Origin of the sequence: Janthinobacterium agaricidamnosum (assembly GCF_003667705.1) — a bacterium.
In the GTDB taxonomy this organism is placed as follows: domain Bacteria; phylum Pseudomonadota; class Gammaproteobacteria; order Burkholderiales; family Burkholderiaceae_D; genus Janthinobacterium.
This window is the reverse complement of record NZ_CP033019.1, coordinates 3,588,405-3,611,213: the sequence shown is the minus strand read 5'-3', so window position 1 is coordinate 3,611,213 and position 22,809 is coordinate 3,588,405. Positions and strand designations below refer to the sequence as shown.

General features: G+C 63.9%; 18 protein-coding genes. 12 read left to right on the top strand and 6 right to left on the bottom strand.

The features are described 5' to 3' along the window. Nucleotide 1: 1 nt before the first annotated feature. The 5 genes from D9M09_RS16260 to D9M09_RS16240 form a co-directional block, all read right to left on the bottom strand. The gene (locus D9M09_RS16260; protein WP_121669883.1) at nt 2–1,138 is read right to left on the bottom strand and encodes an efflux RND transporter periplasmic adaptor subunit; all 1,137 of its coding nucleotides are present in this window, start codon (nt 1,136–1,138) and stop codon (nt 2–4) included. After that, nucleotides 1,135–2,592: an MFS transporter gene (locus D9M09_RS16255; RefSeq protein WP_121669882.1), complete on the bottom strand. Its 1,458-nt coding sequence runs from the start codon at nt 2,590–2,592 to the stop codon at nt 1,135–1,137. Before D9M09_RS16255 ends, D9M09_RS16260 begins: the two co-directional genes overlap by 4 nt. Before the next feature lie 121 nt (nt 2,593–2,713). Beyond that, nucleotides 2,714–4,042: a hypothetical protein gene (locus D9M09_RS16250; RefSeq protein ID WP_121669881.1), complete on the bottom strand. Its 1,329-nt coding sequence runs from the start codon at nt 4,040–4,042 to the stop codon at nt 2,714–2,716. A 130-nt stretch (nt 4,043–4,172) separates the two neighbouring features. Continuing rightward, nucleotides 4,173–6,302, bottom strand: a complete 2,130-nt coding sequence (locus tag D9M09_RS16245) for a T6SS effector phospholipase Tle3 domain-containing protein (protein WP_121669880.1) — start codon at nt 6,300–6,302, stop codon at nt 4,173–4,175. 141 nt (nt 6,303–6,443) lie between these two features. Beyond that, the gene (locus D9M09_RS16240) at nt 6,444–7,301 is read right to left on the bottom strand and encodes an MBL fold metallo-hydrolase (RefSeq protein WP_070313485.1); all 858 of its coding nucleotides are present in this window, start codon (nt 7,299–7,301) and stop codon (nt 6,444–6,446) included. A gap of 178 nt (nt 7,302–7,479) precedes the next feature. Between D9M09_RS16240 and D9M09_RS16235 the strand changes: the two genes are divergently transcribed. The 9 genes from D9M09_RS16235 to D9M09_RS16195 all read left to right on the top strand — a co-directional run bounded on the left by D9M09_RS16235 (nt 7,480) and on the right by D9M09_RS16195 (nt 19,329). Then, on the top strand, nt 7,480–7,716 hold the full coding sequence (locus D9M09_RS16235) for a hypothetical protein (RefSeq protein WP_070313486.1): 237 nt from the start codon (nt 7,480–7,482) through the stop codon (nt 7,714–7,716). A gap of 122 nt (nt 7,717–7,838) precedes the next feature. Beyond that, nucleotides 7,839–8,087, top strand: coding sequence for a hypothetical protein (locus D9M09_RS16230; protein WP_034751890.1), 249 nt, complete (start codon nt 7,839–7,841; stop codon nt 8,085–8,087). Between the two features lie 329 nt (nt 8,088–8,416). Then, the gene (prpB, locus tag D9M09_RS16225; protein WP_070220951.1) at nt 8,417–9,304 is read left to right on the top strand and encodes a methylisocitrate lyase; all 888 of its coding nucleotides are present in this window, start codon (nt 8,417–8,419) and stop codon (nt 9,302–9,304) included. A gap of 69 nt (nt 9,305–9,373) precedes the next feature. Then, entirely contained in the window at nt 9,374–10,528 is a 1,155-nt protein-coding gene (gene prpC / locus D9M09_RS16220; protein ID WP_121669879.1) for a bifunctional 2-methylcitrate synthase/citrate synthase, read from the top strand. 11 nt (nt 10,529–10,539) lie between these two features. Continuing rightward, entirely contained in the window at nt 10,540–13,134 is a 2,595-nt protein-coding gene (gene acnD, locus D9M09_RS16215) for a Fe/S-dependent 2-methylisocitrate dehydratase AcnD (protein WP_070313534.1), read from the top strand. 120 nt (nt 13,135–13,254) lie between these two features. Continuing rightward, nucleotides 13,255–14,454 carry a 2-methylaconitate cis-trans isomerase PrpF gene (gene prpF / locus D9M09_RS16210; protein ID WP_121669878.1) on the top strand — a complete coding sequence of 400 codons (1,200 nt, stop codon included), beginning with the start codon at nt 13,255–13,257 and terminating at the stop codon, nt 14,452–14,454. A 144-nt stretch (nt 14,455–14,598) separates the two neighbouring features. After that, a complete protein-coding gene (locus tag D9M09_RS16205) occupies nt 14,599–16,134 on the top strand; it encodes an MBOAT family O-acyltransferase (RefSeq protein ID WP_121669877.1) in 1,536 nt (511 codons plus the stop codon). A gap of 12 nt (nt 16,135–16,146) precedes the next feature. Then, entirely contained in the window at nt 16,147–17,373 is a 1,227-nt protein-coding gene (locus tag D9M09_RS16200; RefSeq protein ID WP_070220946.1) for a hypothetical protein, read from the top strand. 15 nt (nt 17,374–17,388) lie between these two features. Further along, nucleotides 17,389–19,329, top strand: coding sequence for a propionate--CoA ligase (locus tag D9M09_RS16195; RefSeq protein WP_343216231.1), 1,941 nt, complete (start codon nt 17,389–17,391; stop codon nt 19,327–19,329). A 35-nt stretch (nt 19,330–19,364) separates the two neighbouring features. Here the strand turns inward: D9M09_RS16195 and D9M09_RS16190 are convergent, their stop codons facing one another. Continuing rightward, nucleotides 19,365–20,078 (bottom strand): S24 family peptidase, encoded by a 714-nt coding sequence (locus D9M09_RS16190; RefSeq protein ID WP_070220944.1) that lies wholly within the window; start codon nt 20,076–20,078, stop codon nt 19,365–19,367. A 149-nt stretch (nt 20,079–20,227) separates the two neighbouring features. Here D9M09_RS16190 and D9M09_RS16185 point away from each other — a divergent pair, with 149 nt between their 5' ends. The 3 genes from D9M09_RS16185 to D9M09_RS16175 all read left to right on the top strand — a co-directional run bounded on the left by D9M09_RS16185 (nt 20,228) and on the right by D9M09_RS16175 (nt 22,749). Then, on the top strand, nt 20,228–20,641 hold the full coding sequence (locus D9M09_RS16185) for a FeoC-like transcriptional regulator (RefSeq protein ID WP_086142938.1): 414 nt from the start codon (nt 20,228–20,230) through the stop codon (nt 20,639–20,641). A 25-nt stretch (nt 20,642–20,666) separates the two neighbouring features. Further along, complete coding sequence (locus D9M09_RS16180) at nt 20,667–21,209, top strand: zinc finger-like domain-containing protein (protein ID WP_034783962.1); 543 nt, start codon at nt 20,667–20,669, stop codon at nt 21,207–21,209. A 334-nt stretch (nt 21,210–21,543) separates the two neighbouring features. After that, entirely contained in the window at nt 21,544–22,749 is a 1,206-nt protein-coding gene (locus D9M09_RS16175; RefSeq protein ID WP_070220940.1) for a phage tail tube protein, read from the top strand. The last annotated feature ends 60 nt before the right edge of the window (nt 22,750–22,809 follow it).

Genomic DNA, 22,809 nt, shown 5'->3' with positions numbered 1-22,809 from the left:
CTTATGCGCCGCTGGCGCGGGGAGCGGCCACGAGCACCTGGTCGCCTGGGCGCACCTTGGCCGCGCCGGAGACGATGACCCGCTCCTGCGGTCCGAGGCCGGACAGCACGATCTGCTTGTCGCCCTGCAGGCCGCCCAGTTCCAGCTTGCGCGGCGCCACCTTGCCCGCCGCGTCCACGATGAACACCATCTTTTTGTTCTGGTCGCTGAGGATGGCGGCGTCGGGCACCAGCAGGCGCTCTTGCGCCGCGCCGACAGGAATGCGCACGCGCGCAAAGCTGCCCGGCATGACGGCGTGGTCGGCGTTGGCCAGGCTGGCGCGCAGGCGCACCGTGCCCGAGCGGACGCTGATCTCGTTGTCGACAAAATCGACGCTGGCTTCCTGGGCGGGGCCGCCGCCGTCGAGCGCCAGCTGCACCTTGGACGGCAGCCTGCTGTGCTGGCGCAGGCGCTGGAAATCCGCTTCCGACAGGTCGACCGTGGCGCGCACGGGGCTGTGCGCGACGATGGTGGTCAGCACGCCACTTTGCGCGGCGCCGCCGGCCACGTAGTTGCCGACGTCGACGCGGCGGTCCGACACCGTGCCGGCGATGGGCGCGCGCATGGTGGTGAAGGACAGTTCCAGTTCGGCGCTGCGCAATTCCGCCTGGCTCAGCATGACGGCCGCCTGCGCGCCTTCCAGCTCGCCGCGCGCCCGTTCCAGCTCCTCGGTGCTGGCCGCGCCCGTCTGCTGCAGCCGGCTGCTGCGTTCGAACTGGGCCGTGGCCAGCTTGCTGCGCGCATGGGCCTGGGCCAGGCTGGCTCGGGCGCGGTCGCGCGCCGCCGCGAAGGGGCGCGGGTCGATGACGAACAGCGCATCGCCGGCCTTGACCTGCTGGCCATCGCGAAACGCGATTTGCTGCAAGTAGCCCGATACGCGCGAGCGTACTTCCACGCGCTGCGATGGTTCGATGCGGCCCGTGTAGTCGAGGCTTGCCTGCACCATCGACGATTCGGGCAGGGCCACGGACACGGTGGGCTTGGGCGGCAGGCCGCCAGGCGCGGCCTGGGAACGGCCGCAGCCGGATAAAGTGGCGCTGCAGGCCAGGGCCAGCAGCAGTGGGAAGGGCAGGGACGGGATCGGACGGGGGCGCATCATGCGGGGTCTCCAGAAGACGTAGGGGGCTTGGCCAGGACGCGGCCGAGCGCGAAAATGGCCAGCGCGGCGAGTATCAGCGCGCTGGCGACGGCAAAGGTAGCGTGCATGCCACGGATCATGGCGGCTGGCCGGGCGCCGGCGATATCGCCAGCGCCGGCGGCGAAGACGGCGCCCATCACGGAGGCGCCCGTGACGAGGCCCAGATTGCGCGACAGATTGAGCATGCCGGAAATGAGGCCGCGCTGGTCGGGGACGATGTCGCCCATCACGGCCGTATTGTTGGCCGCCTGGAACAGCGCGTAGCTGGCCGTGAGCAGCATGATCGGTGCGACGTAGCCGGGGATGCCCAGGCTGGCGGGCATCAGCGACAGCGCCAGGCAGGCGGCGGCCGCGCCGCACAGGCCCGCGCCGCCCATGCGCTGCGCGCCGTAGCGGTCCACCAGCCAGCCGGACGGCACGCCGCAGAACGCCGCCACCAGCGGTCCGGCCGCCAGCACCATGCCGGTGACGGCCGTGCCCAGACACAGGCCGTGCGCCAGGTAGAAGGGACCGACCACCAGGGTCGACATCATGACCGTCGACACCAGCATGCTGGTCGCCAGGCCCGCGCTGAGCACGGGCGCGCGCAGCATGGCCAGGCGGATCAGCGGCGCCGGCGCCTTCAGTTCCACATACACGAACAGGGCGCCGCCCACGCAGGCGGCCAGCAGCAGCGCCACGTTGCGCATGCCGAAATGGCCGTGCCCCAGGGTCATGGCCAGCGCGTACGCGGCCAGGGTCAGCGCCAGCAGCAAGGTGCCGCGGTGGTCGAAGACGGGCCGCTTGGCGTGCGCGCCGTGCTGGTCGGCCGGCAGGAAGCGCCAGACCATCAGCAGCGCCACGCCGGCAAGCGGCACGTTGACGAGGAAGATGGATTGCCAGCCGAAGCGCGCGATCAGCAGGCCCCCCAGCGCGGGCCCGAGCGTGGTGCCGACTGCCGACATGGTACCGAGCAGGCCCATGGCGCTGCCCGTCTGCGCCTTGGGCACGATGCTGCCGACAAAGGCCATGGTCAGCGCCATCATGACGGCAGCGCCCAGGCCCTGCAGGGCGCGCGCGGCGACCAGCAGCCACAGGGTGGGCGCCAAGGCGCACAGGATGGAGGCGGCGGCGAACAGGGCGATGCCGGCCAGCAGCAGGCGGCGCCGGCCGATCATGTCGCCGAGGCGGCCCACGCTGACGATCAGCGCGGTGATGGCCAGCAGGTAGGCCAGCACGATCCATTGCACGTCCTGGAACGGCGCATGCAGGGCCCTGGCCATGTCGGGCAGGGCCACGTTGGCGATGCTGGTGCCCAGCGCGGGCAGCAGCATCGACAGGGACAGGCTGGCAAGGGCGCCGCGCACGGGCGGCTTGGCGCCAGCGGCCTCGGTGGCCTGCTGGTTGGATGGAGCGGTTTTGGATTGTGAAGGCATGGCGTGGCGGATCCTCGAATAGGGTCACCACATGGTACCGAGGGATATGGTATGGCGGAAGGCGCATCACTTGCATTTTGTTGTTGCGTTTGACGCCATGTCATGTGCGTCGCCTTCGGACTCAATCGGAATAACCCCGCATAGTGTCCGCCGCGTCGTGGCGGATACCCCACCACGGCAGGTAGGCATGGTTTTCGCCGCGCGCGCGGAACCACGGCTGGTCGTGCTTGATGGGGCGCACGATGGCCGGCGGCGACACCAGCACGCCAGTGACGCTGGCAGGATCGCTGGTGCCCGCCACCAGCACGGGCTGGCCGACGTGGTTGGCATGGGCGATGCCCAGAGCGACATTGGTCAGCGCCGTGCCGGCGCCCATTTCGCCCAGCAGGGCCGGGGTATTGAAAGTCTGCGGCAGGAAGTCGAAGCCCTGCACTTCCAGGCTCAAGGCATGCGCAAGCTGGCGCAGCCGGTCGGAGGAGGTGGGCAAGGTCTTGTTGGCGTCGTGGATGACGTAGCCGATCTCTTCTTCCGTCTTGCCGCCCTGGCGCGCCGCTTCGGCAAACACGGCCTGCCACGCCTGCACGGCGCGTGGAGGCTTGTCCTTGCCCGTTTCAAAATCGGCCACCTTGCGCGCGGCCGGATAGCCTATCCACGCCAGCGCCGCCCGCTCCGTTTTGTAATCAGGGCCGGCCAGCACCAGCAGCACGAGGTTTTCATTGATCTGCATGGTTTTTGGCCGGCTCGGCGCGTCCCAGTTCATGACCCATACGGTTTGCTGCGGATGCGCTTCCAGGTAGGCCAGCGCGGCTTGCAGGGAGACGAAGCCCGCATTGTTGCCGCCCAGGGTGATGCGCACGTCGGGCGGGGTGGCGCGGGTCCAGAGGGTGGGGAAGTGGGTGTTGCCGATGCTGAAGGTGTCGGTGATGGTTTGCTGCGTGAATTGGTGTACTTCTGCCAGATCGAATTTCCCTTCAGGCAGGGCATATTCCACGCGGATGCCTGCCAGTTCACGCCAGTTCTGTTTTTGATCCTTGGGATAGACGTGGTAGAAGTAGGTGGGGCTGGAATAGTAAATGTCGTGAAAATTGGTCATCAGCTCGCGCAGATACTTATGGTGATAGCCCTTGAACGTTTCCCTGCCATTGATATCGTGGGCAATGGGGGCGACGGCCTGCAGGGTGCTGAAACCCCTGGGATCCGTCCTGACCATATCGTCATTCTTGTTGGGTTTGGCCAGGCCGAGCGTCCAGAGCAACTGCCACTCGGTCGGATAGTCGAGCCGCTGCAGCGGATTGAGCCACTGCAGTCCCACCACTTGTGCCCGGAAAGGAACGTGGGCCGTGATTGGTGGGAGATCGTCTTCTTTCTGTGCAGGTTTCACGGCGCAGGCCGTCAATAGCGCAAACATGGAGAAAGCGGCGAGCATGGGCAGCGCGAGGAACTGTTTCATGAGGTCTCCAGGTGAATGGGCGTACTGGTGACCGGCATATTCCGGCCAGATGGACCAAAGTGCCAGGAAAATGACGAAGAGAAATGTGGTGAGCGCCCAGACCAGTCGCTGGCGCGGCGTGGCAATGAACTTACGCACCGTCAGTCCTCAGTGCAAAGTTGGTGGAAGGGTCGGCAGGCCTGGCATTCTGGCGCTCGTCAACGATGTTTTTTGGTTTTCTGGCAGGGCTGTCTTTGTCATTTGCCCATGTAAATAAAGATACATTTTTAAATGTGCCATTGTCGTAGTATTCAAAGAACTCTCCAGACTCGAAAGATGCGCCTTTCAACAGGCTCCAATCCGCCGCAACCCTTAATTCCTGCAGTTCCTCCCGCCTGATCGTGCACACCCCCACCGCCACGTCATACGCCAGCGCCTTTTCCGCATGCTCGGGATTGGTCATGATGGTCGAGTGATCGGTGGCGTGGGTGTCGATATTGGCGGCCAGGTAGCTCTGGATTTCGTTCTTGCGCCAGGCATTGAATTCCTTGCTAGCCTCCTCCGGCTCGTCCACCGCCGTCACAGTCTTGCCTTTTTCGACCCAGCCGTCGCGCCTGGCCTGCATGCGCAGCATGCCATCCTGTTCGTAGCGCAGCGCCGCCTCGGTCTGCGCATCGCCCTTGCCCTGGGAACGGTAGGGCGCAAACGCGTCATCGGCGTCGGCGGCGCGTTCCTTGTGCAGGGAGTCGGCGGGGGCATCGCAGTCTTCGTCAAATTGTTCGCTCGTATCGGCAAAGCGTTTCGAATGCGGCAGGAAGGGCTCGGGCAGCCTGGGCGCCTTCATCGGCAGCCGCCAGGTCTTGGGCGGCAGGGCGTTGATGCGCGTGCCGGCAGTCTTGGCGAGAATGATGACGATGGGCGCAAACAGAAAGGTCAGTATCTTGCGGCCGATGCCTTTGCTGGCCCGCATGCCCTTTTCGATCGAGTACTCGGCGACCAGCGAGCGCGGGTGCCAGAAATCGAGGCTGTCCGGCGTCAAGGGCTGGCCATTGCGCTGCCAGATATCGTAGTCCTTCTCATCTTCCTGGCCGACAAGGTGATTTTGCGCAAACACGCGCTGGGTGAAGATCCCTTCGCCGCCCGTATCGGCAATTTCCTGTGCCGACATGCCGCGCCAGCCTATGCCCTGCACGGGCGTGGCGGAAATCACCTGGTCGTGCGGATTAAAATACAAGGTAACCCGGCCATAGGTGGAGCCATGCAAGCCGTAGTCTGCGTGGTCGAACGCGGCCGTATAGCTGTCCTTGCGTGCAGGCTTGCGATTCGCGCTGCACTCGTCGACAAAGGCGGCATCCTGCTGCATTGCCGTGCGGGTGCGCAGGATGTTGAAAAACGCTTTCAAGGTTTGCGTGCGCGCCGCGTACTTTTGCCGGCCCGTATTGCCATGCTCATCCTTCAGATGGCCGCTGACCCAGTTTTCCGTGAAATTGCTGTCGAGCAGACTGTAGGGCGGGTTGCATAGCACATAGGAGTCGGCCACGGCAGAAGCGCCCAGCGTTTCGCCGAGAAAGGCGGCCGCTATGGCCACCATATTGCCCTGGCTATGGCAGACGATGGTGACGGGCGCATCGTGCTGGCATGCCCTGATCGATTGTACGAGACGCGCCAGGCGCCACGCGGCGAACACGAAATACGGGCGCGGCGGACAGGCATACACTTGCCGGTCATTCGTCGGGTTCATGTGCTGGATATGCATCCACAGGAACAGTTCCTCGGACAAGCCCTGGCCCCACAGCTCAGGCAGGGCGCTGCAGCCGTTGGCGAACGGCCCGCCGCCCCAGTAATTCTTTTCGTTGAGATAGATGCCGTCGCCGAATGCCTGCAATTCCTCGCCGTTGGCCTTGTAGCCCCAGCGAAAGCGGATCACGGGCGAATTGGCGTCGTCCGCCTGCAGGAAGGTGGTGGCATTGCGCTTGGGATTGAGGAAGCCGTCATCCGTCAGTTCGCGTGCGTAAGTGGCGGCCTGCATCTTTCCGGCGGCCGGGCCCGGGATCTCCAGGTCTTCGTCGCGGCGCTTCAGACGGGCATTCAGCCCGGCGCACAGGCCTTGCTCGGCCTGCTCATACCATTCACCGTCGGAATTGACGCCGTGCACAAAGATGACGATGCCGGGACGGGGCAGGCGCGTGACGGCCGCGAGCAACGCGTGGCTGAACAATGTCGTGCCTTCGGCTTCGGCCAGCAGCAGGCAATTCGTATCGAGCGTAGGGTCGGGCGACATGCGGGCGCTCCGTCAGCGTTAAGCAGGAAAAAGCGGCGCCAAAGTGAACTCAGGCAATCTGCACTGTATGCGGATTGCCTGAGGTGGAACTTGCGTGGTGTCAAGAAAGGAGGGGAGGCGGGCGGGCAGTGCCCGCAGGGATCAGATCGCGTTCAGCGGTATCTTGAGATAGCGCACGCCATTGTCTTCCGGCTCGGGCAGCTTGCCCGCGTTGATGTTGACCTGGATGGCAGGCAGGATCAGGGTCGGCATGTCCAGGGTGGCGTCGCGGCCCGTGCGCATGGCCACGAATTGTTCTTCCGTGATGCCGTCGCGCAAGTGGATATTGCTGGCGCGCTGTTCGGCCACCGTCACTTCCCAGCGCGGCGCGCGGCCGTTGGGCGGGTAGTCGTGGCACATGAACAGCCGCGTCTGCGGCGGCAGTGCCAGCAAGCGCTGCACGGAGCGGTACAGCAGGGTCGCGGAACCGCCGGGGAAGTCGCAGCGGGCCGAGCCTACGTCCGGCATGAACAGGGTGTCGCCCACGAAAACGGCGTCGCCGATCTGGTACGCCAGGTCGGCCGGCGTGTGGCCGGGCACGTGCAGCGCGCGTACTTCCAGTTTGCCGATATGAAACACCTGGTCTGGCGCGAACAGCTGGTCGAACTGCGAGCCGTCGGCCCTGGCGCCGTCCTGGTGGTAGACGGCGGCGAAGGCCTGCTGCACCGTCTGGATGGCGGCGCCGATGGCCACGTCGCCGCCCAGCTGCTGTTGCAGGTAGGGCGCGGCGGAAAGATGATCGGCGTGCGCATGGGTTTCCAGCAGCCAACGGCACTGCAAGCCGTGTTCGCGCACGAAGGCGATCACCTTGTCGGCCGAGGCGGTTGAAGTGCGGCCCGCCTTCGGGTCGTAATCGAGCACGGAATCGATGATGGCGCAGTCCCGGCCATCCGCTTCGTAGACAACGTAGGTGACGGTGGCGGTGGTCGGGTCGAAGAAAGCTTGGATTTGTGGAGTCATCGCGGCGGCAAGGGACGGGCAAGGGAATGGCATTATATCGCCAGAGTTCGCTAAAAAAATGCTGCAAATTGACATTTGACATGCGAAAAACAGATAAGCGGGCATGCATGCCTCCGTCGCAGTCGTGCGCACGCTCGCGCTTGCAGCATGGTAACCTCATTCTTCCAAGGAGGAATTCATGAACGATATCACTGCAAGCAGCGAACAGTACCGCGGTTTTACGATTTCCGTGACCCCGCAAAAGGACAACGACGATTTATGGGATTTTACCTACCGCCTGCAGCGCGACGGTGAGCCGGAAGCGCAGGCGATCACGCGCAGCCGCACCCTGGGCGGCTACGCGGCGCCCGAGACCGCCTGCACGGCGGGCCTGGAAGTGGCCAGGACGGAAGTGGATAATCTGCTGCGTCCTTGAGCCAGCGTAAATCGTTTAGCCTGAAAGTCGGCCTGACCGCGCGCCGGCGCGTGAAACACGTCGCTAGCGGTCACGCTTCATGCTACGATTTCCAGTATTGAGTCAGTCAAAGGAGGCACCCCATGAATAGCAGTTCTAAAATTCACTATAAAGGCTGGGAAATCGTTCCCCTGGCCGTGCCCACCACCGATGGCAAATGGTCGGCCAGCTGCGACATTGAACGCGCCACGGCGGAAGGCCTGGAGGTGTTCGAAGGCTCGACCATGCAATTCGTGCGCGACGACGAGGAGGGCGCCATTGCCGCCGCCTGCGAAGAAGCCGTGCGCCAGATCGACAACATCATCGCCAATCCGCTGGTGCGGCTGGCGTAGACCCTGCATTTCCAGCAAACCTGCAGCCGGCACCCGCCGGCTGTTTTTTTATGCGCGTCGCCGGTGGCAGTCTCATATGTTTCATGTTTCAATGTTTCAAATGGAATGGTTGAAACATATTTGAAACATCATTGGCCTGAATCGTGACATCGCTGTTCCCTGGCGTGACAACGCGTGCAGCGCCGATGCGTGGCCATTTCCCTGGTTTTCACTGTGCCGTGGTGCATTTTCCGCGCGAGCGCATGGTGCTGGCACGGCATTTGCAATATCAATGTTCATAGCCACTCCGTGAAACATTCGGGACCGTCCGAAACCCATAAGGTGAACACATGACTCAATACTCCGCAGGTGCCGCATTCCGCAAGGCCGTCCAGGAAGAATCCCCGTTGCAAGTCGTCGGCGCCATCAACGCCAACCACGCCTTGCTGGCCAAGCGCGCCGGCTATAAGGCCATCTACCTGTCCGGCGGCGGCGTCGCGGCCGGCTCGCTGGGCTTGCCCGATCTGGGCATTTCCAGCCTGGACGACGTGCTGACCGACATCCGCCGCATCACCGACGTGTGCGATCTGCCGCTGCTGGTCGACGCCGACACGGGCTTCGGCGCCTCAGCCTTCAACGTGGCGCGCACGGTGAAATCGATGATCAAGTTCGGCGCGGCCGGCCTGCACATCGAAGACCAGGTGGGCGCCAAGCGCTGCGGTCACCGTCCGGGCAAGGAAATCGTCAGCAAGGAAGAGATGGTCGACCGCATCAAAGCGGCCGTCGATGCGCGCACGGACCCGAATTTCGTCATCATGGCGCGTACCGATGCGCTGGCCGTCGATGGCCTGGAAGCGGCACTGGAGCGCGCCGTCGCCTGCGTCGAAGCGGGCGCCGACATGATCTTCCCGGAAGCCATCACGGACCTGGACATGTACGCCACGTTCGCCAAGGCCGTCAACGTGCCGATCCTGGCCAACATCACGGAATTCGGTTCCACGCCGCTGTTCACGCTGGACGAGCTGCGCAGCGCCCACGTGGGCCTGGCCCTGTACCCGTTGTCGGCCTTCCGCGCCATGAACAAGGCGGCGGAAAACGTCTACCAGGCGCTGCGCCGCGACGGTACGCAAAAGAATGTCGTCGACACCATGCAGACGCGCATGGAGCTGTATGAATCGATCAACTATCATGATTTCGAGCAAAAACTCGACGCGCTGTTCGCCGCGCAAAAGAAATAAGTAAAGAAACAGGGACCGCATGCCGGTCCCGCAGTGACGCACCCGAGACTATTCAATTTGGAGAACACAATGACCGCACCGCAAGCCGCCACTTTCAAGCCTAAAAAATCCGTCGCCCTGTCCGGCGTCACCGCCGGCAACACGGCGCTGTGCTCGGTCGGCAAGACCGGCAACGATTTGCATTACCGCGGCTACGACATCCTGGACGTGGCCGACAGCTGCGAATTCGAGGAAATCGCTTATTTGCTGGTGCACGGCAAGCTGCCAACCTTGGCGGAACTGAAAGGCTACAAGGCCAAGCTGAAGTCCTTGCGCGGCTTGCCGTCTGCAGTGAAAGCGGCGCTGGAAGCGCTGCCGGCCGCCGCCCACCCGATGGACGTGATGCGCACGGGCGTGTCCGTGCTCGGCTGCGCCTTGCCGGAAAAGGATGACCATAACGCGCCGGGCGCGCGCGACATCGCCGACCGCCTGATGGCGTCGTTCGGCTCCATGCTGCTGTACTGGTACCACTACAGCCATAACGGCAAGCGCATCGAAGTGGAAACGGACGACGACTCGATCGGCGGCCACTTCCTGCACCTGCTGCACGGCGAAAAACCCTCGGCGTCGTGGGAAAAAGCCATGCACACGTCGCTGATCCTGTATGCGGAACACGAATTCAACGCGTCGACCTTCACCAGCCGCGTGATCGCCGGCACGGGTTCGGACATCCATTCGGCCATCACGGGCGCCATCGGCGCGCTGCGCGGCCCGAAACACGGCGGCGCCAACGAAGTGGCGCTGGACATCCAGAAGCGCTACGACAATGCCGACGAAGCGGAAGCGGACATCCGCGAACGCGTCGCCAACAAGGAAGTGGTGATCGGCTTCGGCCACCCCGTCTACACAATTTCGGACCCGCGCAATAAAGTCATCAAGGAAGTGGCCCGTTCGCTGTCGCAGGAAGCGGGATCGACCAAAATGTTCGACATCGCCGAGCGCCTGGAATCGGTCATGTGGGAAATCAAGAACATGTTCCCGAACCTGGACTGGTTCTCGGCCGTGTCGTACCACATGATGGGCGTGCCGACGGCGATGTTCACGCCGCTGTTCGTCATCTCGCGCACCTCGGGCTGGGCTGCCCACATCATCGAACAGCGCATCGACAACAAGATCATCCGCCCGAGTGCCAATTACGTGGGCCCGGAAGACCTGGAATTCGTGCCAATCAAGGACCGCAAATAATGAGCACCCCCATGAATACCCTGTACCGCAAGTCCTTGCCGGGCACCCAGCTAGACTATTTCGACACGCGCGCCGCCGTCGATGCGATCCAGCCAGGCGCCTACGCCACTTTGCCCTACACCTCGCGCGTACTGGCGGAAAACCTCGTGCGCCGCTGCGACCCGGCCACCCTGGACGCTTCGCTGAGCCAGTTCATCGAACGCCGCCGCGACCTCGATTTTCCCTGGTTCCCCGCCCGCGTCGTCTGCCATGACATCCTGGGCCAGACGGCCCTGGTCGACCTGGCCGGCTTGCGCGACGCCATCGCTGCCCAGGGCGGCGACCCGGCGCTCGTCAACCCGGTGGTGCCCACGCAGCTGGTGGTCGACCACTCGCTGGCCGTCGAATGCGGCGGTTTCGACCCCGACGCCTTCGCCAAGAACCGCGCCATCGAAGACCGCCGCAACGAAGACCGTTTCGATTTCATCGACTGGACCAAGAAAGCGTTTAAAAACGTCGACGTGATCCCGCCGGGGAACGGCATCCTGCACCAGATTAACCTCGAGCGCATGTCGCCCGTGATCCAGGTGCAGGACGGCGTGGCCTATCCCGACACCCTGGTCGGCACGGATTCGCATACGCCCATGGTCGACGCGCTGGGCGTGATCGCCATCGGCGTGGGCGGCCTGGAGGCCGAAAGCGTGATGCTGGGCCGCGCTTCGTGGATGCGCCTGCCCGACATCATCGGCGTCAAGCTGACGGGTAAACCGCAGCCGGGCATCACGGCCACGGACACGGTGCTGGCGCTGACGGAGTTCCTGCGCAAGCAGAAGGTCGTCTCCTCCTACCTGGAATTCTTTGGCGAAGGCGCATCGCACCTGACCCTGGGCGACCGCGCCACGATCTCGAATATGGCGCCGGAATTCGGCGCCACGGCCGCCATGTTCTACATCGATGCGCAAACCATCAAGTATCTGAAACTGACGGGCCGCGACGACGAACTGGTCAAACTGGTGGAGCTGTACGCCAAGGAAACGGGCCTGTGGGCCGACAGCCTGGTGGACGCCCAGTACGAGCGCGTCTTGAGCTTCGACCTGTCGTCCGTCGTGCGCAATATCGCCGGGCCGTCGAATCCGCACAACCGCGTGCCGACGTCGGAACTGGCCGCGCGCGGGATTTCCGGCGTGGTGGAAAACGAACCGGGCAAGATGCCGGACGGCGCCGTCATCATCGCCGCCATCACCAGCTGCACCAATACGAACAACCCGCGCAACATGATCGCGGCCGGCCTGATCGCGCGCAATGCGAACCGCCTGGGCCTGACGCGCAAGCCGTGGGTCAAATCGTCGCTGGCGCCCGGCTCGAAAACCGTGGAGCTGTACCTGCAGGAAGCGGGCCTGATGCCGGAACTCGAAGCATTGGGCTTTGGCGTGGTGGCTTTCGCCTGCACCTCGTGCAACGGCATGTCGGGCGCGCTCGACCCCGTCATCCAGGACGAAGTGGTGTCGCGCGACCTGTACGCCACGGCCGTCCTGTCGGGCAACCGCAACTTCGACGGCCGCATCCACCCGTACGCGAAACAGGCTTTCCTCGCCTCGCCGCCGCTGGTGGTGGCCTACGCGATTGCCGGCACCATCCGCTTCGACATCGAAAAGGATGTGCTGGGCCATGACGCGGACGGCAAACCGATTCTGTTGAAAGATATCTGGCCGTCCGACGAGGAAATCGACGCCATCGTCGCGTCCAGCGTCAAGCCGGAGCAGTTCCGCAAGGTGTATATCCCCATGTTCGCCGCGCAGGCGGATGACGGCATCAAGGTCAGCCCGCTGTACGACTGGCGCCCGCAGACGACGTACATCCGCCGGCCGCCATACTGGGAAGGCGCGCTGGCCGGCGCGCGCCCCTTGAAAGGCATGCGTCCGCTGGCCGTCCTGGGCGACAACATCACCACCGACCACCTGTCGCCATCGAACGCCATCATGCTCGACAGCGCGGCCGGCGAATACCTGGCGAAGATGGGTTTGCCCGAGGAAGACTTCAATTCCTACGCCACGCACCGGGGCGACCATTTGACGGCGCAGCGCGCCACGTTCGCCAATCCGACCTTGAAGAACGAGATGGTCATCGAGGACGGCAAAGTGAAGGCCGGTTCGCTCACGCGCATCGAGCCGGAAGGCAAAATCTCGCGCATGTGGGAAGCCATCGAGGTGTACATGGAGCGCAAGCAGCCATTGATCATCATCGCCGGCGCCGACTATGGCCAGGGTTCCTCGCGCGACTGGGCCGCCAAGGGCGTGCGCCTGGCCGGCGTGGAAGCCATCGTGGCCGAAGGTTTTGAACGCATCCACCGCACCAACCTGGTGGGCATGGGCGTCTTGCCGCTGGAGTTTTTGCCGGGCGTGAACCGCAAGACCCTGGGCCTGGACGGCAGCGAAACCTACGACGTCGTGGGCGAGCGCACGCCGCGCTCCACCTTGACCCTCGTCATCCACCGCAAGAACGGCGACAAGGTCGAAGTGCCCGTCACCTGCCGCCTCGATACGGCGGAAGAGGTGTCGATCTACGAGGCGGGCGGCGTGCTGCAGCGATTTGCCCAGGATTTCCTCGAATCTTCGAAAGCCGCGTAACGGCAGGTCGGATTAGCGCTTGCGCGTAATCCGACGCTGTCTGCCAAAACGCGCCAACAATGTGTCGGATGACGCGCGGCGATGCCCCGCTGATCCGACCTACCTCTTCCAGGAAAATTCATGATCCACGTACCCCAAATCAAGATCCCCGCCACCTACATGCGCGGCGGCACCAGCAAGGGCGTGTTCTTCCGTCTGCAGGATTTGCCCGCCAGCGCGCAAGTGCCGGGCGCGGCGCGCGACGCCTTGCTGCTGCGCGTGATCGGCAGTCCCGACCCTTACGGCAAGCAGATCGACGGCATGGGCGGCGCCACGTCGAGCACCAGCAAGACGGTGATCCTGGCGAAAAGCACGATGCCGGAGCACGACGTCGACTACCTGTTCGGCCAGGTCTCGATCGACAAGCCTTTTGTCGACTGGAGCGGCAACTGCGGCAACCTGTCGGCCGCCGTCGGCTCGTTCGCCATTGCCAGCGGCCTGGTGGACGCGGCCCGCGTGCCTGCCGACGGCATCGCCACGGTGCGCATCTGGCAAGCCAATATCGGCAAGACCATCATCGCCCACGTGCCCATGACGCAGGGCGAAGTGCAGGAAACGGGCGACTTCGAGCTCGATGGCGTGACCTTCCCGGCCGCCGAAGTGAAGCTGGAATTTCTCGATCCGGCCGCGGACGAGGAGGGCGGCGATGGTGGCAGCTCAGCCATGTTTCCTACTGGCAACCTCGTCGATGACCTCGACGTGCCCGGCATCGGCGTGTTGAAAGTCACGATGATCAACGCCGGCATCCCGACGATTTTCGTCGATGCGCACGCCATCGGCTACACGGGCACGGAACTGCAGGACGCCGTCAATGGCGATCCGGCCGCGCTGGCCCGCTTCGAGACCATCCGCGCGCATGGCGCGCTGCGCATGGGTTTGATTTCCCATCTCGATGAAGCGGCGAAGCGCCAGCACACGCCGAAGGTGGCCTTTGTCGCCAAACCGGCCGGCTATGTGTCGTCGAGCGGGAAAAAGGTGGAGGCGGGTGACATCGACCTGCTCGTGCGCGCTCTGTCCATGGGCAAGCTGCACCACGCCATGATGGGCACGGCGGCAGTTGCCATCGGCACGGCGGCGGCTATTCCCGGCACCCTGGTCAACCTGGCGGCCGGCGGCGGAGCCCGCAACTCGGTGCGCTTCGGCCACCCGTCCGGCACCCTGACGGTGGGCGCGCAAGCGCAGCAGGTCGATAGCCAATGGCGCGTCACCAAGGCCATCATGAGCCGCAGCGCGCGCGTGCTGATGGAAGGCAGCGTGCGCATTCCCGGCGACGCGTTTTAAGGCCAGGTAGGCCGATGCGCAGGCAGATCAGTTGATATTTCTGCTAGCAAAGAAACGGAGCGACAAGGAAAATGGGGGAGCGTCAGCCGCGATGCGTGCAGCGCAGACGCTGGCGACCTCCCACACTTCCCGACGGGTGAACTGATGTTATTTAACTCTTACGTCTTCCTGTTCGCGTATCTGCCCATCACGGTGGCCGGTTTTTTCATCCTGGGACGGCGCAGCGAATTATGGGCTGCCGCCTGGCTGGCGTCGTCGTCGCTGTTCTTCTACGCGTACTGGGATTACCGCTACCTGCCGCTGTTGCTGGGCTCCGTCGTCTTTAACTATGGCTGCGCGGCCTGGCTGGCGACCAGCCCCCGGCCGCGCAAGAAATGGATACTGGCTGCCGCCATTGCCGCCAACCTCGGCTTGCTTGCCTACTATAAATACGCGGGATTTTTCGTTGCCAGCCTGGCGCAATTGCTGGCGCAGCCAATTCCCGCTTTGCACGTGATTCTGCCGATTGGCATCTCGTTTTTCACGTTTACGCAGATCGCCTTCCTGGTCGACACCTGCAAGGGCAAGGCGCAGGAAAGCCGCTTCGTCCACTATCTGCTGTTCGTCACGTATTTCCCGCATCTGATTGCCGGTCCTGTCTTGCATCACAAGGAAATGATGCCGCAATTCGCCGACCGGCGTACCTTCCGCCTGTCGGCCAGCAATATCGCCATCGGCAGCACGATTTTTTTCATCGGCCTGGCCAAGAAGGTGCTGATTGCCGACAATATCGGCGCCTATTCGGCGCCCTTGTTCAGTGATCCCGCCGCGCCATCCTTGCTGATCGCCTGGGCTGGCGTGCTCGCGTATGCCTTCCAGCTGTACTTCGATTTCTCCGGCTATTCCGACATGGCCATCGGCTTGTCGAGACTATTTGGCGTGCGGCTGCCGCTGAATTTTGCTTCGCCCTATAAAGCGCGCAATGTCGCGCAATTCTGGCGCCGCTGGCACATGACCCTGTCGCGCTTCCTGCGCGACTACCTGTATATCCCGCTGGGCGGCAACCGCTGCGGGCCCGTGCGGCGCTACCTGAACCTGATGATCACCATGGTGCTGGGCGGCCTGTGGCATGGCGCCGGCTGGAATTTCATCGTCTGGGGCGCGCTGCATGGCGCTTACCTGGCGATCCACAAGGCCTGGAGCACGGTGACGCGCAAGCTGCACCTGCCGTCCGGTACGCGCGTTGGCAACATCCTGGCGACGGCCCTTACTTTCATTGCCGTCTGCGTCGCCTGGGTCTTCTTTCGCGCACCCGACATGGCAACCGCCCTGACAATCATCCAAGGCATGGCGGGCGGCTTTGGCCTGGATTTGCCCGATGCGCTGGCGCCCCATTTGCTGCCGCTTCAGCCTGTGCTGGCCGCCATGGGCATGGGCTATTACCTGGGCGGCGGCACGGTGTTCATTGAAAGCTGGACGTGGATAGCGGTGGCAGCGCTGATTACTTTTTCCATGCCGAATACGCAGCAGATCATGCGCCACTTTGATCCGGCGCTGGATTTTCCTGCCGGTGGGCGACACCTGCGCGCCTGGCTCACCTGGCGCGCCTCGCCTGCGTGGGCGACCGCCATCGCCGTGCTCGCGCTGGCGAGCATGCTGGCCCTGAACCGGCCCGCTGAATTCCTGTATTTTCAATTCTAGAAAGGGCGCATCATGACGGCATCCCCTTTCAAATCCTATCTGGCCGTACTGGCGCTGGTGCTGGCGGGGGGCGCCGTGCTGGCGGGCGCCTTCGTTTTCGTTGTCGACCCTTATGGCCTGTATGGCGTCGTCCGGCGCGATAATTTCAATGCCGTCAAGCCGGGCCTGAGCCGCTACCAGAACCAGATCAAGCAGGAACATGCGCTGCGCAGGCAGCCGCGCTTCATCATCCTCGGCAATTCGCGCGCGGAGATCGGCTTCGATCCGCGCGCCAGCGCCTTGTCGGCGCTGGGCGCCGGCTACAATCTGGCGATTCCGGGCACGGGCCTGGCGACATCCGCCAGCCAGTTTGCGCAACTGCGCCAGGCCGGCGTCCGGCCACGCACGGTCATCGTGGGCATGGAATTCATCGATTTTCTCAATCCCGCCGTCGCACCGTCCGCACGTGCTGCGTCAGCGGCCGCCGCGCCGGCGCATGGCCGCGCGTTCTGGCGCTTCGATGCGCTCTTTTCGCTGGCCTCCGTCAAGGATGCCGTGCACACGCTGCGCATTCAGCACGACGATGAGGCGGCCACCTTGTCGGCCGATGGCTTCAATCCCTTGCTGGAGTACGGCGCCCATGCGCGCCGGGATGGCTACCACAAGATGTTCACGCAGCGGGCGCAGGAAAGCGCCGCCAGCTTGCGCCGCAAATCGACGCGGAGCCTTGCCACCGAAGACTTTCGATTGCTGCGCACCTTTTTGCTGGCGATGGCGGCCACCGAGGCCGATATCAAGCTGGTGATCTATCCGTATCACGCGCAAATGCTGGCCATGTTCGAGGCTGCCGGGCTGTGGCCCCTGTTCGAAGTATGGAAAGCACAGCTGGTGCGGGAAATTGGCGCGGTCAAGGCGCGCTACCCGGATGCGCATATTTCCCTCACGGATTTCAGCGGCTATGGCGCATACAACTGCGAGCCGATACCCGCCGCCAATGAGCGCGGCACTGCCACGCGCTGGTACTGGGAGGCCGGACATTTCAAGAAGGCGCTGGGCGATATCGTATTGCAGCGCGTGATGTCGCCGCAGGATGTTGCGCCTGGCGATGGGCAGTTTGGCATGCCGCTCGATGACGCCAGCCTCGAGCAAAACCGCGCGCGGATCGCGCAGGAACGCAACAGTTGCGCGGCGGCGCAGCCGGCATTGTTTTCAAGGCAGCTGCTCGCCACACAGCATGGCCACACTGGAGGAAGCAGATGAACAGATAAGCAGAACATGCACGAACAAAAAAACACAGATTGCACGCATACCGGAGGAGACATGAATTTCGCAGCATTTTATCAACGCTCGATCGACACGCCTGACGTTTTCTGGCGCGAGGAAGCGGAAAAGATCGACTGGAACACCCCGTTTTCGCAGATCCTCGATTATTCCCGCCCGCCGTTCGCCAAATGGTTCGTCGGCGGCACCACGAATTTGTGCCACAACGCCGTCGACCGCTGGGTGGACCGCCAGGGCGATGCCGCCGCGCTGATCGCCATTTCCACCGAAACGAACACGGAGCGCAGCTACAGCTTTCGCGAGCTGCAGCGCGAAGTGGAGCGCTGCGCCGCCATATTGCAGTCGCTGGGCGTGGTCAAGGGCGACCGCGTGTTGATCTACATGCCGATGATCGCCGAGGCGGCGTTTGCCATGCTCGCGTGCGCGCGCATCGGCGCCGTGCATTCCGTGGTGTTCGGCGGCTTTGCCGCCAACAGCCTGGCCAGCCGCATCGACGATGCGCAGCCAAAATTGGTGTTTTCCGCCGATGCCGGTTCGCGCAATGGCAAGGCGATTGCCTACAAGCCGCTGCTCGACGAAGCCATCCGCATCGCCGCGCACAAGCCGCAGCATGTGCTGCTGGTCGACCGCCATCTGGTGCCGATGGAACGGACGCCTGGCCGCGACGTCGATTACGCGGCCCTGCGCGAACGGCACCTGGACGCGCAGGTGCCAGTCGCCTGGCTCGAATCGAACGAGCCGTCGTACGTGCTGTATACCTCGGGCACGACGGGCAAACCGAAGGGCGTGCAGCGCGACGTGGGCGGCTATGCGGTGGCGCTGGCGTCGTCGATGCAGTACAACTTCTGCGGCAAGCCCGGCGAAACCTTCTTTGCCACCTCGGATATCGGCTGGGTAGTGGGACACTCCTACATCGTCTACGGCCCGCTGATCGCCGGCATGGCCACCATCCTGTACGAGGGCTTGCCCATCTGTCCCGATGCGGGCATCTGGTGGAGCATCGTTGAAAAATACAAGGTCACGCGCATGTTCTCTGCGCCGACGGCCATCCGCGTGCTGCGCAAGCACCCGGTGGAACTGATGCGCAAATACGATTTGTCTTCCCTGAAGGCCCTGTACCTGGCAGGCGAGCCGCTCGATGAAACCACCTCGCAGTGGATCGCCGACGAACTGAAGGTGGACATCATCGACAATTACTGGCAGACGGAGACGGGCTGGCCCATCCTCTCGGTGGCCAAGGGCATTGCCGACACGCCGACGCGCCTGGGCAGCCCCGGCCAGGCCATGTACGGCTACCGCGTCAAGCTGCTCAACGAGGCGACGGGCGAGGAGTGCGGCGCCAACGAGAAGGGCGTGCTGGTGCTGGAAGGCCCGCTGCCGCCCGGCTGCATGCAGACGGTCTACGGCGACGACTCTCGTTTCGTCGACACCTACTGGTCCACCTTCAGCGGTCGTCAAGTGTATTCGACCTTCGACTGGGGCGTGCGCGACGCGGACGGCTATTACTTCATTCTGGGCCGCACGGACGACGTGATCAACGTGGCCGGCCACCGCCTGGGCACGCGCGAAATCGAGGAAAGCATCACCAGCCATCCGAACGTGTCGGAAGTGGCGGTGGTGGGCGTGGAAGACAAGCTCAAAGGCCAGGTGGCGATGGCCTTCGTGATCCTCAAGGACCCGCAGGGTTTTGACAGCGTCGAGGCGAAAACAGCGCTGGAACGCGAAGTGATGGCCGTGGTCGACCGCCAGCTGGGCGCCGTGGCGCGGCCCGCGCGCGTGCTGTTCGTGGCGCAGCTGCCGAAGACGCGCTCGGGCAAGCTGCTGCGCCGTTCGATCCAGGCCATCTGCGAAGGACGCAGTCCGGGGGACCTGACGTCGATGGACGATCCGGCATCGCTGCAGCAGATCCAGGCAGCATTGGCGTCAGCGCCATGATGGGAACGAAGTTTATCAATCGATAAACTTCGTTCTCAGATCCGGTCGCTTTCCTTGCGCACAACCCTGCCGACGATCAGGCATTCATTGCCGCGGCACAGCTTGCGGTGGTATTTGCGCTGGTCGGGGTTGTCCGACGTCAGCCACCATTCGCCGATGTCGCGCGCCATGCGCTTGACCACCGGTTCGCCTTCGTAATTGATGGCAAACACGATGCCGTCGGCCGGCCGGTTGTCGGCCGTATTGATGATCACCACATCGTCCTCGTACAGGGCCGGCTCCATGCTCTCGCCCTTGACCTTGATCGCCACCAGTTTTTCAGGGTGGTAGCCATTGCGCTCGACCCAGCTGCGCGGCACGCTGATGGTGCTGCCGTCGTGCGTTTCCGGTTCGATGGCAAAGCCCGTGATGCCGGCCGACAGGCGCAGCTTCACCTTGCGGATCGGGTAGAAGCGTTCATCTTCGCCATCTTCCACGACCACGGGCTGCACGCCGGCCAGCGCGCGCGCGGCCATGGCCGCCTGGTCGGGCGCCGCGCCCTGGTCGAAGTACATGCTGTCCAGCTGCAGATCCGCTTCCAGCTTGCGCGCGATCTTTTCGCTGAACGCGCGTCCCTCGCGGTAGGTGGGCGAGAGGATTTGCGAGATGCGCGCCTCGCTCCAGCCGCTGACGTCGGAAATTTTCTTGCGCGTGTTGTCGTAGTGCTCGCGGATCAGGGCCAGCAGGCGGTCGCGTCTGTATTGATACATATTCATCTCCACATTAAACCTGAAATTTACCGTTTGATAAATTACCAAATGCTTGACTTTAACATTAGCGATTGATAAAGTCCACTCGTTGCCTGTCGCAAACGCACTACAGCGTTTGCCGGTTGGCGACACCACGGGAGGTCAGGCAGATGTTGAACAGCAGTCAGTCGGTTGAAAGCAGGGCGGTGCCGCGGCAGGGGCGCCAGTTACAGGGACGCAGCAAGAAGTCGCAGCTGCATATCGCCCGCATCGCGCAGTACATCCGCGAGCAGGGCCAGGCCAGCGCGGCGCAGTTGTCCGCCTTGCTGGGACTCGACGCGGGCACCATGAGCCGCTATTTGCGCCACATGTGCGGCATGGGGCAGATCCACCTGGCGCAGCGCCATTGCACGGAGCCGGGACGCCAGCGGCCCGCCCTGTACGCGCTGGGCGAGCAGGACGACGAGGTCGACGGCTGGGCCGAACTGCCGCCGCAGGTGCGCCGTACGGCCAGCTGGCCACGCGGTGCGGCGCGCCGCGATCCGCTGGTGGCGGCCCTGTTCGGGCCGGCGCGGGAAAACTAAGACAAGAATCAACGAGGAGAAAATCATGGGGTTTGCAGAAAAATTCATCGCATCGCTGTCGTCGCAGAACCTGCGCGACGATGCCGTCCACCACGACCTGGACGTGATCGCGGCCGCGGCGCTGGCCGGCGACATGGGCGCCTTGCTGTGCCGCGTCAAATACGCGGACGGCACCGTCAGCCGCCTGTTCGAGGGCAATGCCGGCAACCTGGCGCAGCTGCTGCGCGCCTGGACGGCGGCCGTGACGCAGAAGGGCCGCGCACGGCGCTGGGTCAAGGCGCAGACGGCCTGGGATGCGCAGGCCGCCAATACCTTGTACCGCCGCGTGGCCGAAGCGTCGCTCGCGCATTGGCTCGACAGCAAGTGCAAGGTTTGCCACGGCACGGGCGTCGTCGCCGCCATGCAGGCCGGCGCGCCGGTCGTCTGCAAGGCGTGCCACGGCGCCGGCGAAGCGGCCATCAGCTGCTCCGGCGGTTTCGAGCTCGAACGCATCAAGGACATGGTCAGCGAGCTGGAAGGCATCTTCCAGTCGCACGGCGCCCGCGCCATGCGCCGCCTGGGGCACTGAAAAGTTTTTTTGCAATATGCCTGGCGCTGAAAAAAACGCCCCTACAATAGAGTCTCGATCACGCAGCAACAGAAACACCGGCAACACCGCAGGACCACATGCTTCTCCACTCGTAATAGACGCGCCTCTGGCGCGACACCGATAGGGGAAATCAGCGCAGCGAACGGCCTTCATGGCCCCTTCGCCCAACATCCATCCGGCATGGCCCCATGCCATCCGGACGCCAGCCCGCCGCCTCACCGCGTGCGGGCTTTTTATTTTCCCGATACTTGGCAGTTCCCCCCTCAAGACCACAGCTGTGGTCTTTTTTTTCATCCCACGAAAGGTATTACTTATGGCATCGACAGCAAACGGCATCGACAGCTTGATCGTTATCAGCAAACAAAGTGCCGAAGGCAGCAAGGCCGCCGCCGGCGGCGGCCAGATTTATCCCCGCGTCACGGCCACCTTCGACACGGAAGCGGACAAATATGCGAGCGCCGAAATCGACGCCAGCCAGCAGCAGGGCGATACCCGCCTGGGCAATTTCCGCACCACGGGCGCCATCAAGGCCGAAGCGGCGTGCGGCACCTACGCACCGCTGATGGCAGCGCTGCTGCGCCGCGACTTCACGGCCGGCGGCGTCGCTGCCGCGCAAACCACTATCGCCGCTGCCGCCTCCGGCCTGACGCGCAGCGCCGGTTCCTGGCTGGCGGAAGGTTTCCGCGCCGGCAGCGTGGTGCGCATCACCGGCATGACGGCGCCGGCCGCCGCCAACAACGCGAAGAATTTCTTCGTCACGTCGGTGACGGCGACCAACCTGAATGGCCAGTTCATGGACGGTTCGGCCATGATCGTCAAGGCGGCCGGCGACTCGGTCGGCGTGGCGGCGGTGGGCAAGCGCAGCTTCACCCCCTTGAGCGGCCACACCACCGACTGGTTCACGGCCGAAGTGCAGGACCCGAAGATCGGCGTACACCGCAGCTTCGTCGACCAGCTGGTCAGCAAGATGGATATCGCCGTGCAGCCGAACGGCATCACCAGCCTGGACTTCACCCTGATGGGCAAGGCGGAAGGCCCGACCACGGCCGTGCCGTACTTCCCCACGCCGCTGGCCGCGCCGGGCACCGGCAAGTTCTCGGGCGCCACGGCGATGCTGTCCGTGAACGGCATCCCGTCGCAGATCTGCACCGGCATGTCCGTCTCGCTCGACGGCCAGGTCAAGGTCGACCCGGTGATCGGCTCGAAGTACGCCACGGCCGCCTCGCGCGGCAAGGTCATGGGCTCGGGCCAGTTCACGGTGCTGCTGCAGGACGCCACCTATCTCGACTACTTCAAGTCCGAGACGGAAATCCCGCTGGCCTACGCCATGGCGTCGGGCACGGCGCCAACCGCCGACGTGCTGGCATTGGCCATGGGCCGCATCAAGATCACGTCGGCCAAGATCGACGACGGCGAGAAAAACAAAATCGTCACCTGCGCCTTTGACGTCCTGCGCTACAAGGGCGCCGATGCGCAGCATGAAGCGACCACCTTGAGCATCCAGGACAGCGCGCTGTAAGCGGCTGACGCTTGACCCGGGGCCGCCGTGATGGCGGCCTTTTACTTTTTACTTCATACA